Below are 13,797 nucleotides of genomic sequence, written 5' to 3' on the forward strand. Positions count from 1 at the left end.
GGTTGCCACATTATCGACAAAGAGACCATCGGGGCCAGCCTGACGTGCGGTTAATTGCGCATTTATTGGCATATATCAAGGAGTCCCCGCCTGGGGCAGGTTGTAATGGATGCTTATGAGGGTCATTTGGAGGTGAAAGATGTCCGAGTCTATCCATGGTCATGCGGTGATGGAGATGATGCTGTCCGAGGGGGGGCCGTTCAGCGAAGGGAGCCTCAAGCAGGCAATGGCCAGTCACTTTGGTGTCGATGCCCGTTACCACACGTGCCGCATGAGCGACCTGGATGCCGATGGTCTCATCGCTTTCCTGCGCGAGCGAGGCAAGTTTATCGACAGTGAGCAGGGTTTTCAGACCCGTGCCGACAAGATCTGCCGCCACGGCTAGCAACCCGCTTCGATGATTGCGTGACTGCGAGCCCGCTCATGGGCTCGCAGAGCCCCCCTCCCTTTGCTATATTCGCCCCTCTCTTCGTTCTTGTTCCCCTGGAAGCGCTATGGATACTTTTTCCGCCGCCGTCATGCTGTTTCTGATCATGGATCCCCTCGGCAATCTGCCGGTGTTCCTCTCGATCCTGCGCCATATCGACCCCAAGCGGCGCCGCAAGGTGATGATGCGCGAGCTGCTGTTCTCCCTGGCCATCATGATGGGCTTTCTGTTTGCCGGTCAGCAGATCCTGAGCTTCCTCAATCTGCGTCAGGAGGCGGTGAGCATCGCGGGGGGCATCATCCTCTTCCTCATCGCCATCAAGATGATCTTCCCGGGCCCCGGCGGGGTGACCGGGCTGGCCGCGGGGGAGGAGCCCTTCCTGGTCCCCATGGCGATCCCCATGATTGCGGGGCCATCCATCCTGGCCTCCCTGCTGCTGCTTGCCAACCAGGCGCCGGGTCGCATGACCGACTGGTCGCTGGCGCTGCTGATGGCCTGGGGGGCGAGCGCCGTCATCCTGATGTTCTACGAGGTATTCAACAAGCTGCTGGGTGAGCGAGGACTCACGGCGGTGGAGCGGCTGATGGGCATGCTGCTGGTGATGATCGCGGTGCAGATGCTGCTCGATGGGGTGCATCACTACTTGCTGGTCGTGGGCTAAGGGTGAGCTAAGCCCGGGTACGTCACCCCATGGACGATAGACGGAGCCCGGCCCAGTGCCGGGCTCCTTGTTTGTGGCGGGCTGAGAGGGGCTTGCTCATTATTTGCCAGCGCTCAGGCCGCTTCCTCCGCCAACCCGGCGAGGATCAGCTCGAGCAGGGTCTCCCGCAGCCAGCGATGGCCAGGGTCGGCCTCGTGGCTCTGATGCCAGATCAGCAGATGGGAGATGCTGTCCAGGGCGATGGGCAGCGGCAGCTGGGTCAAGGGGTAGACCTGGGTGGCGTGGCGGGCATAGAGGCGTGACAGGGTCACTATCATGTCCGAGTGCATGCTCATGCGCAGGGCCGCTTCGAAGGAGGGCACCGTGGCCTCTATGCGGCGTTGCAACGCCTGCTCCGCCAGCTTGTGATCCAGCATCCAGCGATCCCGTCCCTCGCAATAGGTTTGCACATGGGGATAGGTGAGGTAGCGGGCCAGATCCCAGTCGGGCTCGGTCAGGGCCTGGTGATCGAGCCGCACCAGGCAGGTGAGGTTGTCGATGGCGAGCAGCCGCTGGCAGATGGTGCCGGGCAGGGTGTCCTGGCGAAAGTCGGAGGTGAGGCAGTTCTCCCGTACCGTGATGGCAAGATCGACCTGGCCCTGACCCATCTCGGTCAGGCTGTGCTCCGTCCACTCCTCGTAGCGCAACCGCACCCTGGGGGCGCGACGCTTGAGCTCGCGCAAGTAGAGAGGTGCAAACAGGGTGAAGGCGCTGTCCATGCTGGCGATGACGAACTCGCGCTCCGAGCTCGAGGGGTCGAACGCGGGCGGTTGCAGCAAGGTGTCCAGACTGAGCAGTATTGGCTGTAACTGTTGCTGCAAGGCCAGGGCGCGCGGCGTGGGCTCAAGACCATAGGCGGATCGGATAAACAGCGGATCGGCGAAGGCGTCCCGCAACCGGCCAAGGGCCTTGCTGACAGCGGATTGGCTGAGGTGCAGGCGACGGGCGGCGCGGCTGCCGTTGCGCTCCTCCAGCAGCACTTGCAAGATGATGAGCAGGTTGAGATCGGTGCGGACCAGCTGTTCCAGAAACATGTGTTATGAATCTCCCTCAATTCTAAGATGAATTTATACCATTTGTATTCATATCTCCATCCCCCTATCCTGAGTCCCGTCTCTGGCCGAAGGCTAGCTGTCACAGGAGGTGACGGTTGAGGGGACGAGTAGCACCAACTTGATACGGCGGCCCTGGGTCGCCGTATTTTTTGGTGGTGTTGCCGCCTTATTTGGCTCACTCTTGATTTCGCCCAACCCGTCATCCCCTCTCGTCTGTTACAACTGACATCCCGATACCTCGGGCTTGAAATCATCTTATTGAAGTAGGAGTGTCATCATGTCGGTAGAAGATAAAGTGCAAGAGACCTGTGACAGCTGCGGCTGTTTTGCCGAGATAGGTACCATCATTGGCGAAGGCGATGATGTGCTGGATCTGGTGATAGCGGCGCCGACCGAGCAGGCTGCTCGTGCCAAGCTGGTCAGCTATGAGACCCTTGCCAGGCAGGTGAGCGAAGCGGCGGACGTGAGCTGCGAGCTGAGCCAGGTGGCTGACGGGGTCGAGCTCAAGGTGCGTCTGCAATTTACCTGCACCGCCGAGAAGCTGATCTTCGAGTTGCGGGCCCGTTCACTCTAGGGTGCCCCTCGATCACGGCAGCGGGATGCTGCCGTGTCGGCCCCTCTGCCCCGGGTCTCGTTCTATCTTTCATCATTATTGGGGCCATCCGGCGTGCACCGGTCAAGGAAGGCGAATAGATGCGGCTATGGTTATGGGCTCTGCTGGCCTGGTTATTCTCTCTCCCCCTGTTGGCGGCGGATCTCAAGCCGCACCTGCTCCCTCAGCCAGGGGATCTCGACAATATCTTGCAGCGCAAGGAGTTGCGGGCCCTGGTGGTCTATGAGCGCGGCTTCTTCTTCTTTGACAAGGGGCTGGAGCGCGGGGTGCTGGTCAATCAGCTGCAAGGCTTCGAACGCTGGCTCAATCAAACCTATCTGGCCAAGGATCCCATCAAGCTCAAGGTGGTCTACGTGCCGGTGCGCCAGGACAAGCTGCTCGATTATCTGGCCGAGGGGCGTGGCGACATGGTGGCGGCCAACCTCACCGTGACCCAGGGGCGCCTGGAACAGGTCAGCTTTACCCAGCCGGTGATAGCGCCCATCGAGGAGTGGGTGGTGAGTCAGAAGGATCTGCCCGCCTTCAACCGCATCACCCAACTCTCCGGCAGACGCATCTGGGTGCGCGAAAGCTCAAGCTATTACGAGAGCCTGCAGCATCTCAATCGTCTGCTGCGGGAGCTGGGCCTGCCCCCCGTCTATATCGAGACAGTGCCCGAATACCTGCAGGATGGCGATCTGCTGGAGATGGTGGCCGCCGGTCTGGTGCCGCTGACGGTGACCGACAGCTTCAAGGGGCGGATCTGGCTCGACATGTTGCCCGGCCTCAAGGCGCACAAGCTGGTGCCCCTGCGTGACAACGGCAAGAGTGCCTGGGCGCTGCCCAAGCACAGCACCGGGCTGCTGGATGCCGCCAACCGCTACCTGGCAAAGACCGACAGCCGGCGCCTCTACAGCGATCTCATGCTGCGGCGCCTGCTGAGTCAGAGCGATCCCATGAGCAACCTGCTTGCCACCGAACGGCTCTCCCGTCTGACCCGCATTCGTACCGTGCTGGAGAAGTATGCCAAGCAGTATCAGCTGGACTGGCTGATGCTGGCGGCGCTGGCCTATAAGGAGTCTGGCCTGGATCCCGGCGCCCGCTCTCCGGGAGGGGCCATAGGCCTGATGCAACTGCGGCCCGTGGCTGGCGCAGAGGTGGGCATCAATGGCGCCAGGCTGGCCACCCTGGAGGGCAATGTGGAGGCAGCCTGCCGTTATCTGCGCTTCCTGCTCGACACCTATTTCCAGGATCCCAAGATAGATGTGCTCAACCGTCACCTGCTGGCGCTGGCCGCCTACAACGCCGGACCTAACCGGTTGCAGAGCTTGCGGGACAAGGCCGCAGGCCAGGGACTGGATCCCGATGTCTGGTTTGGCAACGTCGAACAGCTGGTGGCCAAGGAGGTGGGACAGGGCCCCATCAACTATGTGGGCACCATCTACAAATACTATGTCGCCTACCGGTTCAGCCTGCCCCAGATAGAGGGCAAGGCCGCAGCGATTGAAGCCACCACCGCTCAGCACTGATGCGGGTCTCTCTGAGGTCCGGATCCGGATGGTGGAGGAACCAGGGAGGCAATGGCCATTCAGGCTGATGGCGGGGCGGACAAGCGGGAGGATGTGACGCCTGCTGGCTGAGGTTCATGGGGGCTCCTTATGGCGACCAGTTCTGTCACTATATGGGCCATGACCATGACAAGGCGATGACGAGGGGGCAGGGTGAAGGAAGGGGAATTCGTGCTATTGGCCGAGCCGTCATTGGCCCTGAAACAGCGTCTGGCCCTGATCCGCGCCGCCCGTAGCCGAGTCCAGGCCCAGTATTACAGCTGGGCCGAGGATGGCAGCGGCAAGCTGCTGCTGGCCGAGTTGCTGTGCGCCGCCCGGCGCGGGGTGCGCGTGCAGCTGCTCATCGACGATCTCTACGCCGGGGAGAATCGCTTCCTGGAGATGGTGGCCTGCGAGCCCGGCATCGAGGTGCGGCTGTTCAATCCGTTCTGGTTGAGGGGCTGGCGGCCATTGGCGCTGCTGCTGGAGGCCTGTTTCAGCTTCCGTCGCCTCAACCACCGCATGCACAACAAGCTGCTGCTGGTGGATGGCAATACCGGCATTCTGGGGGGGCGCAACATCGGCGATGCCTACTTCGGCCTGGGCGCCGGCCCCCACTTCCTCGATCTGGACATTGGCTGCCGGGGCCCCCTCTGCCAGTCCCTGGAGCAGGGATTCGATCAGTTCTGGTGTAGCCGCTGGAGCCAACCTGTTCGCCGCTTGCTGCGCCGTCGTCCCGGTCGGATGGTGGCGGGAGTGATCAACGATTTCCTGCTCAGCCTCACCGAGCCCACCGTTGCTGCCATCTACGACCTGCCCGCTGATCTGTTTGAGGCGCCGGCTCCGCTGACCTGGCATCCGGGCCGGGCCGAGGTGCTGTTCGACCGGCCTGGCAAGGGGCTGGTCTCCCGGCCTGGCACGGCCCGCTACCTGTGGCGACGGCTGGGGGAGTGTCAGGGCATGCTGCAACTGGTGAGCCCCTACCTCATCCTGACCCGGGGCCTGCGCCGTGAATTGCAGCGTCTGCGCCGACAGGGGATCGCCATCAGGCTGCTCACCAACTCCCTGGCCAGCACGGACGTGCCCCTGGTGCATGGTGCCTATTATCGCCACAGACCCTGGTTGTTGCGCCAGGGTATCGGACTGGCCGAGCTGTCGGCCAGCAGCGGCCTCAGCCTGCATGCCAAGCTGATCTTGCTGGGGGAGCGGGAGGCCCTGCTCGGCAGCTTCAATCTGGATCCGCGCTCCTTTCACCTCAACACCGAACTGATGCTGCGCCTCAATAGCGGGCCGCTCTGCGCCGAGCTGCAGGCCTGGCTGACCCATTGGCAAGGGGTGACCGCCGAGCCCGATCCCGTCTCCCCCTGGTGGCGGCGCCTGATCGCCCGCCTGAGCCATTGGCTGCCGCTGCGTCCCTGGCTGTAGCGCTTTCGCCCCTCCCTTGTGCGAGATCTCGCAAAGCCTTGTAAGCCATTTGGCGAGGCAGCCAGCAATAACGCCATAGGCTAGATTTCAACCATCTGTTTTTAAACATAAATAAAAATATGGAGCGGATGAGTGTGGGGATATGCGGGGGGGCGGGACGCTGGCGAAACGTTTTTTCGATGACGAACTGAGTAAGATTTCAATCGCAAGGACAAACAGCCCGGTTCGCCGGGTTGTGGAAGAAGAAACGTCAATTCAACCCATGGGATCGCTCCTGTGGGCACTCGTCTCGAGGGAGCGGAAACCCGGGAGTCAGGTGCGTGATTGATGAATTGGATTCCAATATGGAACATGCTATTTGCGAGGGGGTGACATGCAGATGTCGCCCCATTTTTTATGGGACTTTCCCGCCACCGTTGGCCATTGACCCGAGCTGAGCCTCTCGTCGATAGCTGGGGGCAGGCTGCCCGGCAGTCATCCATGCCATGAAAAAGAGCAGGCCCCGTGTTGGGGCCTGCTCTTTTTATTGTCGATTGCGCGCTCAGGTCAGGTTGGCCAGCAGGCGATTCCAGTTGCGGCGACTGACCCGGAAGCCGCCCTTGAGGCTGCGGTATTCGAGCTGCAGCTTGAGGGCATCGTAGCGGACCAGAGCCTTGCGTTTACGCTCTTCGAGCAGGCGCTTGCGGCTGGCGTAGTAGTGCTGCAACTGCTGGCTCAGCTTGTCGTACTCCTCCTGCAGCAGCGTCTGCCACATCTCCATGTCGTCGCGTTTTTGCAGCTTGGCATGGGCGCGTTTGAGCTGCATCTGCAGCCGTGCCTGCTCGATGCGCTCCTCCGGGCAGGTACGCAGATCCCTGGCCAGCCCCAGCCAGGCGGAGCAGCGGATCAACCACTTGGTCGGATCGAACTGCCACCAGTGGATGCCGTTGCGGTAGTCGTTCTCGAACAGGTGGTGGTAGTTGTGATAGCCCTCACCGAAGGTGAAGAAGGCGAGGATGCCGTTGTCGCGGGCGCTGTTGCGATCCGTGAACGGCTGGCTGCCCCAGATGTGGGCCAGGGAGTTGATGAAGAAGGTGGTGTGGTGGGTCATCACCATGCGCAGCACCCCGGCCAGCAACAGCATGCCGAGCAGATCGCCGTGGATAAGCCCCAGCAGCAGCGGGATGCCGATGTTGGTGGCCAGGGTCAGCGCCAGATAGTGTTTGTGCTGCCAGGCAACGACGGGGTTGTTCTGCAGATCCCGCACATTGCTGTAGTCGTGATAGCGATCCCCCTGGTATTCCCGCAGCATCCAGCCGATGTGGGAGTACCAGAAGCCGCGGCTGGCGGAGTAGGGATCCTGATGATCGTCATCTACGTTGCGGTGATGGCGGCGGTGATCCGAGGACCAGTGCAGGGCCGAGTTCTGCAAGGCGAGGGCGCCACCGATGGCGAACAGCCACTGCAGCGCCGGGTGCGCCTTGTAGGTCTTGTGGGACCAGAGTCTGTGATAGCCCGCGGTGATTGAGATGCCGCAATAGCAAAACAGCACCAGGAAGCTGGCCCATTGCCAGCCATCGAAGCCATGGGTCAGACCGTACCAGGGCACGGCAATCAGAGCCGTCAGCCCGGTCAGGGCAAACAGCAGGGTGTTGGAGATGATAATGGGTGGGCGTTCCATTCGGAGTGTCCTTTTCAGCTAACAGCTGTGCGCTATTCTCTGTGCAACCCGGCGGCGGGTCAATGGTAAAAAAGTGACAGCCTGACCCGCCTTCGGGTTATCATTTGGCCTCGATACGTGGAAGGTGACTGTTTTCGTGGGTATTCGCGCAGAGCAAAAAGAAAAGACCCGGCGTACGCTGATCGACGCTGCGTTCAGCCAGCTGTGTGCCAACCGCAGCTTCTCCAACCTGAGTCTGCGAGAAGTCGCGCGGGAGGCAGGCATAGCGCCAACCTCCTTCTATCGTCACTTCCGTGACATGGAAGAGCTGGGGCTGACCCTGGTCGATGAGGGGGGCTTGACCCTGCGCCAACTGATGCGTCAGGCGCGACAACGGATCGCCGGTGGCGGTGGCGTGATCATCACCTCTGTCTCGACCTTCATGGAATTTGTCGAAAACAATCCCAATATCTTCCGATTGCTGCTGCGCGAGCGCTCCGGCACGTCGGCTGCCTTTCGTCAGGCGGTCGCCCGGGAGATACAGCACTTCATCGCCGAGCTGACCGACTATCTGGAAGCCACGTCGGGGGCGCCACGGGAGGAGGCCTATATCCAGGCCGAGGCCATGGTGACCATCGTCTTCAGCGCCGGTGCCGATGCGTTGGATATGAGCAGTGAAGAGTGCCGGGCCCTGGCCGATCGCACCGTGCGCCAGCTGCGGATGATCGCCATGGGCGCCGAGCTACAGCATCAGCGCCGCCGCGAGGCCATGTCTTGAGTCAACCGTCAGGAGCCAACAGGAGTTTCCCCATGCATGACGTCAACACCATTCCCAAACGCCCCCTGCTGCTGGCCCTTCTGGTCGGCATCTGTGGTGACGCCAGCCTCGCTGTGCTGGTATCGGATCCCGTGCCCTTCTCCTTCTTCCCCATCATCGCCTTCCTGCTGGCGGCCCATCAGCTCTATCGCTGCTATGTGAGCGAACCCATGGAAGGCAATACGCCGGTCTGCGTCTGGCTCAGCTTCTTTATCGGCGGTTTTGGTCATGCGGCGCTGCAAAAAGTGCAGTACCCCGAGCTTGGCAGCAACTTCTTCTCGCTGATCATGATGCTGCTGTTGCTGGCCGCGCTCTCCATCAAGCTGGGTCTCAGCGTCGGTAAAAAAGAGAAGGCCTGACAAGCAGGCCTTCCAGACAAGATTGATGACCGGGGCAACCCGGTTTTTTTATGACTGCGGTTTGCTGCCCGCCTCCACAATGGCCTTGAGCCGGGCGCGGGTGTCGCGCATGCCGAAGACGCCGAAGATCAGCACCTGCACAAATTCACCGTTGGTCACGAAGAAGTGGGGCTTGCAGGCGGCGCGGATCATGCTGGCCTGTACCCAGTGCATCAGCGCCACTATGACGCCGCAGATAGGCAAGAAGCTGCTCAGCTTGCCGGGCAGGGTCACCACCAGACTGACGATGACTCCGAACCAGAAGAAGAGGGTGAGGCCCATGGCCAGCAGATTAAGCAGACGTCCCATCGTATAACTCCCTTGAATAGCACCAATATCGAACAGATCTTACGCAGAGGCGGCCCAGTGGTTCAACCATAGTCACTCGCGCCAAATGAGACACCGTTTAGGCAGAGGCCGCCGGGGTGCTCCTTGCATAGAGCTGATAGCAGACCTGACCGGCCTGCTTGTCCTTGAGACATTGCCAGTTGCCGGGCAGCACCAGATCGTCGAACTCCTTCTCCCGCTCCAGATAGATGAGCGCATCCGCTGCCAGCCAACCCCGTTGTTCCAGCAGCTCGCACACTTGCGGCAGCAGCTCACGGCGAAAGGGCGGATCGAGAAACACCAGATTGAAAGGGGTGACGGGGCCTTGCAGCCAGTGGATGGCGTCGGACTGGATCACCGCACCCTGGCTGCTGCCCAGCGCCGCCAGGTTCTTCTTGAGCTGATCGGCGGCACCCTTGTCCATCTCGACCAGCGTGACCTGCTCGGCGTAGCGCGACAGCGCCTCCAGGCCCAGACCCCCGCTACCGGCGAACAGGTCGAGACAGCGGCTGCCGCGGACATGGGCGGCCAACCAGTTGAAGATGGTCTCCTTGACTCTGTCCGTGGTGGGTCTGAGTCCCTCCACATCCTGCACCGGCAGCTTGCGACCACGCCATTGGCCACTGATGATACGGACAAAGCCGGATTTACCCTTGGCTCCCGGGCGCTGGGCCGGGCTGTTTTGACTGGATTTCACTCTGGGCATCGCGTTTCGTCGTCAGAAAATAAAGTGATAGTATAAGGCGGTTCATTTTTATGCCGACCCACCGAGGGACGGCTATCTTAGCAGTCAGCCAACGAAGTGAGTATTTTTAAAAATGGCAAAAGGTTTGTTTTCCTGGCTGGGGTTCGGCCGCAAGAAAGAAGAGGCTGAGGTTGTCCAACCACAGACACCCCAATCCGAGACTGTCAGCACCCAAGATGGCGTCAGCGCCACGTCTTCCCCATCGACCGACGTCATCTCCGCTGAGTCCGGCGAGACTTCCCTGCCGCACGCAGACCCCCTGCTCGATCCTTTGGCTGAGGATCTCAACACAGCGCCCCTGGTGATCGAAGAGTGCGCCAGCTCCCTGGAGCCCGTCATCGTCAATCCTGAGCTGCTGAGCCCGGAGGAAGACGCGGCCAAGGTTGCCGCCGAGCAAGAAGCTGCTCGCATTGCCGCCGAGCAGGAAGCTGCTCGCATTGCCGCCGAGCAGGAAGTCGCTCGCGTTGTCGCCGAGCAGGAAGCTGCCCGCGTTGCCGCCGAGCAGGAAGCTGCCCGCATTGGCGCCGAGCAGGAAGCTGCCCGGGTTGCCGCCGAGCAGGAAGCTGCCCGGGTTGCTGCCGAGCAGGAGGCCGCTCGCATTGCCGCCGAGCAGGAAGCTGCTCGCATTGCCGCCGAGCAGGAGGCTGCCCGGGTTGCCGCCGAGCAGGAAGTCGCTCGCGTTGTCGCCGAGCAGGAGGCTGCCCGGGTTGCCGCCGAGCAGGAGGCTGCCCGGGTTGCCGCCGAGCAGGAAGCTGCCCGGGTTACTGCCGAGCAGGAAATCGCCCGGGTTGTCGCCGAGCAGGAGGCTGCCCGCATTGCCGCCGAGCAGGAGGCTGCCCGGGTTGCTGCCGAGCAGGAAGTCGCTCGCGTTGTCGCCGAGCAGGAAGTTGCCCGCATTGCCGCCGAGCAGGAGGCTGCCCGCGTTGCCGCCGAGCAGGAGGCTGCCCGGGTTGCCGCCGAGCAGGAGGCTGCCCGCGTTGCCGCCGAGCAGGAAGCTGCCGCCCTGGCCGCGCTCCCTCTGGCGGCGGATGTGGCCGATGATACTCAGGCCAAGCCGCAGCGGGAGGGCTTCTTTGCCCGTCTCAAGCGCAGCCTGGTGCGTACCAGGGAGAACATAGGCTCTGGTTTCTTCAGCCTGTTCAGTGGCAAGCAGATAGATGATGAGCTGTTCGAGGAGCTGGAGACCCAGTTGCTTACCGCGGATCTCGGGGTCGATACCACTACCCGCATCATCAACAGCCTGACCCAGCACGCCAGCCGCAAGCAGCTCAAGGATGGCGAAGCCCTCTATGGCCTGCTCAAGCAGGACATGGGCGAGATGCTGGCCAAGGTCGAGCAGCCCCTGGTGATCGATACCAGCAAGAAGCCTTATGTGATCCTCATGGTGGGCGTGAATGGGGTGGGCAAGACCACCACCATCGGCAAGCTTGCCAAGCAGCTGCAAGCCGAGGGCAAGAGCGTCATGCTGGCCGCCGGTGATACCTTCCGCGCCGCCGCCGTCGAGCAGTTGCAGGTGTGGGGCCAGCGCAACAACCTGCCGGTCATCGCCCAGCACACCGGCGCAGACTCTGCCTCCGTCATCTATGATGCCATCGAGGCCGCCCGTTCCCGTGGCGCCGATGTGTTGATCGCCGACACCGCCGGTCGCCTGCAGAACAAGAGCAACCTGATGGAGGAGCTCAAGAAGGTGGTGCGGGTCATGAAGAAGCTCGACGAGGAGGCCCCTCACGAGATCATGCTGACCCTGGACGCGGGCACGGGCCAGAACGCCCTGAGCCAGGCCAAGCTGTTCAAAGAGGCGGTGGGTTTGACCGGTATCACCCTCACCAAGCTCGATGGTACCGCCAAGGGTGGCGTCATCTTCGCGGTGGCGGACAAGTTCCAGATCCCTATCCGTTTCATCGGAGTGGGTGAGGGGATAGACGATCTGCGTCCCTTCGTTGCCAATGACTTCATCGAGGCGCTGTTTAGCCGCGACGAATAAGCAAGCCGGGCCGCCTTGGGCGGCCTCTTGCTCTCTCCAGTGCCCCGCAGAAGGGGCCCGTTCAGCTTCAGGGGCCAGAGATGATTCGTTTTGATCAGGTCAGCAAGGTATACAGCGGTGGCCATCAGGCGCTGCAGAAGGTGAACTTTCACCTGCGCAAGGGGGAGATGGGCTTTCTGACCGGTCACTCCGGGGCAGGCAAGAGCACCTTGCTCAAACTCATCAGCGTGATGGAGCGGCCCACAGATGGCCGCGTCTTCTTTCATGGGGAGGATGTGAGCCGGATCCAGCGCCGCCAGATCCCCTATGTGCGCCGTCAAATAGGCATGATCTTCCAGGATCACCGACTGCTGATGGACAGAACCGTGTTCGACAACGTGGCGCTGCCGCTGGTGATCGATGGCTACAGCCATGGGGACATCAACAAGCGGGTCGCGGCGGCCCTGGACAAGGTGGGGCTGCTCGGCAAGGAGCGCTACCAGCCGCGCATGCTCTCCGGGGGGGAGCAGCAACGGGTCGGTATCGCTCGCGCCATCGTCAACAAACCACCGCTGCTGCTGGCCGATGAACCGACCGGCAACCTGGATCCGCAACTCTCCATGGACATCATGCGCCTGTTCGAGGAGTTCAACAGCTTCGGGGTCTCTGTGCTCATCGCCACCCATGATCTCGGGCTCATCGCCCGCATGCGTTATCGCACCTTCACGCTCAAGGCGGGACGAATGCACTCCCAGCAGGAGGATTACTGATGGCTATCGTGCGTCACAAGCAGCCCCTGCTGCGCCGCTTCGTCATGTATTGGGTCGATCACCTGCGCCAGGCGTTCGCGAGTCTGGGCGAGCTGTGGCGTAACCCGCTCGCCTCCCTGATGACCCTGGCCGTGCTTGGTGTGAGCCTGGCGCTGCCCTCCTGCTTCCATGTGCTGCTCAAGAATGCCGAGCTGGTGGAGGGCAATTGGCAGAACAGCTCGCAGATCTCCCTTTACCTGCGCAAAGAGTTGCCGGAGCAGAACATTCAGGAGCTCAAGCAGCGCATTCAGCTCTACCCCGAGGTGGAGTCGGTGACCTACATGAACCGGGATGAGGCGCTCAAGGAGTTTCGCGAGATCTCGGGCTTTGGCGATGCCCTCGACTATCTGGACAGCAACCCGCTGCCACCTGTCTTGAGCGTGATCCCGGATCCGCGCTGGCAGAACCCGGACGGGGCGGCCGAGCTGCTCGCCAAGCTGGAGAATGAACCCGGTATCGAACAGGGCAAGCTGGACTTGCAGTGGCTGACCCGCTTGCAGGGCATCATGAACCTGCTGCGCCACACCATCACCGGCATTGCGGTGCTGCTGCTCTCCGCCGTGCTGCTCATCGTCGGCAACACCTTGCGGTTGAATATCCTCAACCAGCGATCCGAGATCGAAGTGCTCAAGCTGGTGGGGGCGACCGATGCCTTCATCCACAGACCCTTCCTCTATACCGGCATCTGGTACGGCGTCATCGGCGGCATGCTGGCCTGGTGGCTGACCGAGGTGATGGTGATCTGGAGCGAGGGGGTGGTCAAGGAGCTGGCCGGTCTCTACAACAGCCATTTCCGCCTGGTCGGCATGGGCGGGGTAGACGGTATCAACCTGATACTGCTCGGGGCACTGCTTGGACTCATCGCTTCCTGGTTTTCGGTCCACCGTCACATTCGTGATATCGAGCCTTCTTGACCCATTTTTAGACAAGACTCGCTGGATTTTGCGAGCTGGATCAAGTAAAAAAGTGACCCTTTCTGGCACAGGAGGCGTTCAGCGAGTAATCTGGACGTCAATGATCGCCAGGATCTTCTCAAGATCCGTGGAACCTTTTTGACGTGACGCAGTCTTAAAATCGAACTTATACGGGTGTGGCGTAAGACCCCCGCTCGTCAGACTTGGCAAGCATGTGAAGGTTGCGAGCTCCGCAACAATGGACTTAGCATGCTACTTTTCGGGGGTCCTTCACTGTGACCCCCTTTTTTTGGCTGTTCATTTTTGATTCATCCCGCATTCCTAATATGTGTCGGGTTCTGACTTGGTTCAGTACTTGATTCAGGCCGCAGAATAGTCGTCGCTTTCTAGACAGCCTCGGTGAGGATGCTAGACTGGCGCGACTGAAGAGTAAGAGGTA

At 61.4% G+C, this 13,797-nt stretch carries 14 protein-coding genes; 10 read left to right on the top strand and 4 right to left on the bottom strand.

Going from position 1 to position 13,797, the window contains the following annotated elements:
• Positions 1-139 precede the first annotated feature (139 nt).
• Positions 140-385: a YecH family metal-binding protein gene (locus tag KYK33_RS01260; RefSeq protein WP_042040074.1), complete on the top strand. Its 246-nt coding sequence runs from the start codon at positions 140-142 to the stop codon at positions 383-385.
• A 109-nt stretch (positions 386-494) separates the two neighbouring features.
• Complete coding sequence (locus KYK33_RS01265) at positions 495-1,088, top strand: YhgN family NAAT transporter (protein WP_042040073.1); 594 nt, start codon at positions 495-497, stop codon at positions 1,086-1,088.
• 113 nt (positions 1,089-1,201) lie between these two features.
• Here KYK33_RS01265 and KYK33_RS01270 read toward each other — a convergent pair whose 3' ends face one another.
• Positions 1,202-2,161, bottom strand: a complete 960-nt coding sequence (locus KYK33_RS01270) for a LysR family transcriptional regulator (protein ID WP_224431782.1) — start codon at positions 2,159-2,161, stop codon at positions 1,202-1,204.
• Between the two features lie 298 nt (positions 2,162-2,459).
• Between KYK33_RS01270 and KYK33_RS01275 the strand changes: the two genes are divergently transcribed.
• From KYK33_RS01275 to KYK33_RS01285, 3 genes are all read left to right on the top strand, one after another.
• Positions 2,460-2,756 (top strand): YfcZ/YiiS family protein, encoded by a 297-nt coding sequence (locus KYK33_RS01275; RefSeq protein ID WP_042040071.1) that lies wholly within the window; start codon positions 2,460-2,462, stop codon positions 2,754-2,756.
• Between the two features lie 119 nt (positions 2,757-2,875).
• The gene (locus tag KYK33_RS01280) at positions 2,876-4,303 is read left to right on the top strand and encodes an MltF family protein (RefSeq protein WP_224431783.1); all 1,428 of its coding nucleotides are present in this window, start codon (positions 2,876-2,878) and stop codon (positions 4,301-4,303) included.
• A gap of 192 nt (positions 4,304-4,495) precedes the next feature.
• Positions 4,496-5,746, top strand: a complete 1,251-nt coding sequence (locus tag KYK33_RS01285) for a phospholipase D family protein (protein WP_224431784.1) — start codon at positions 4,496-4,498, stop codon at positions 5,744-5,746.
• A 541-nt stretch (positions 5,747-6,287) separates the two neighbouring features.
• Here KYK33_RS01285 and KYK33_RS01290 read toward each other — a convergent pair.
• Positions 6,288-7,406, bottom strand: coding sequence for a fatty acid desaturase (locus KYK33_RS01290; protein ID WP_224431785.1), 1,119 nt, complete (start codon positions 7,404-7,406; stop codon positions 6,288-6,290).
• A gap of 136 nt (positions 7,407-7,542) precedes the next feature.
• Between KYK33_RS01290 and fabR the strand changes: the two genes are divergently transcribed.
• Positions 7,543-8,163, top strand: a complete 621-nt coding sequence (fabR, locus tag KYK33_RS01295; protein ID WP_042040063.1) for an HTH-type transcriptional repressor FabR — start codon at positions 7,543-7,545, stop codon at positions 8,161-8,163.
• A gap of 32 nt (positions 8,164-8,195) precedes the next feature.
• Entirely contained in the window at positions 8,196-8,561 is a 366-nt protein-coding gene (locus KYK33_RS01300) for a YijD family membrane protein (RefSeq protein ID WP_224431786.1), read from the top strand.
• Between the two features lie 48 nt (positions 8,562-8,609).
• On the opposite strand, the gene KYK33_RS01305 is transcribed toward KYK33_RS01300, so the two are convergent.
• Both KYK33_RS01305 and rsmD read right to left on the bottom strand, forming a co-directional pair.
• On the bottom strand, positions 8,610-8,909 hold the full coding sequence (locus tag KYK33_RS01305; RefSeq protein WP_224431787.1) for a DUF1145 domain-containing protein: 300 nt from the start codon (positions 8,907-8,909) through the stop codon (positions 8,610-8,612).
• A 97-nt stretch (positions 8,910-9,006) separates the two neighbouring features.
• Positions 9,007-9,633, bottom strand: coding sequence for a 16S rRNA (guanine(966)-N(2))-methyltransferase RsmD (gene rsmD / locus KYK33_RS01310; RefSeq protein ID WP_224431788.1), 627 nt, complete (start codon positions 9,631-9,633; stop codon positions 9,007-9,009).
• A gap of 112 nt (positions 9,634-9,745) precedes the next feature.
• On the opposite strand from rsmD, the gene ftsY reads away from it, so the two are divergent.
• The 3 genes from ftsY (at position 9,746) to ftsX (ending at position 13,358) form a co-directional block, all read left to right on the top strand.
• Positions 9,746-11,656 carry a signal recognition particle-docking protein FtsY gene (ftsY, locus tag KYK33_RS01315; RefSeq protein WP_224431789.1) on the top strand — a complete coding sequence of 637 codons (1,911 nt, stop codon included), beginning with the start codon at positions 9,746-9,748 and terminating at the stop codon, positions 11,654-11,656.
• An 80-nt stretch (positions 11,657-11,736) separates the two neighbouring features.
• Positions 11,737-12,405 (top strand): cell division ATP-binding protein FtsE, encoded by a 669-nt coding sequence (ftsE, locus tag KYK33_RS01320; protein ID WP_005892754.1) that lies wholly within the window; start codon positions 11,737-11,739, stop codon positions 12,403-12,405.
• Positions 12,405-13,358 (top strand): permease-like cell division protein FtsX, encoded by a 954-nt coding sequence (gene ftsX / locus KYK33_RS01325; protein ID WP_042040056.1) that lies wholly within the window; start codon positions 12,405-12,407, stop codon positions 13,356-13,358. Before ftsE ends, ftsX begins: the two co-directional genes overlap by 1 nt.
• Positions 13,359-13,797: the final 439 nt, after the last annotated feature.

It is taken from the genome of Aeromonas rivuli (assembly GCF_020149575.1).
Lineage (GTDB): Bacteria > Pseudomonadota > Gammaproteobacteria > Enterobacterales > Aeromonadaceae > Aeromonas > Aeromonas rivuli.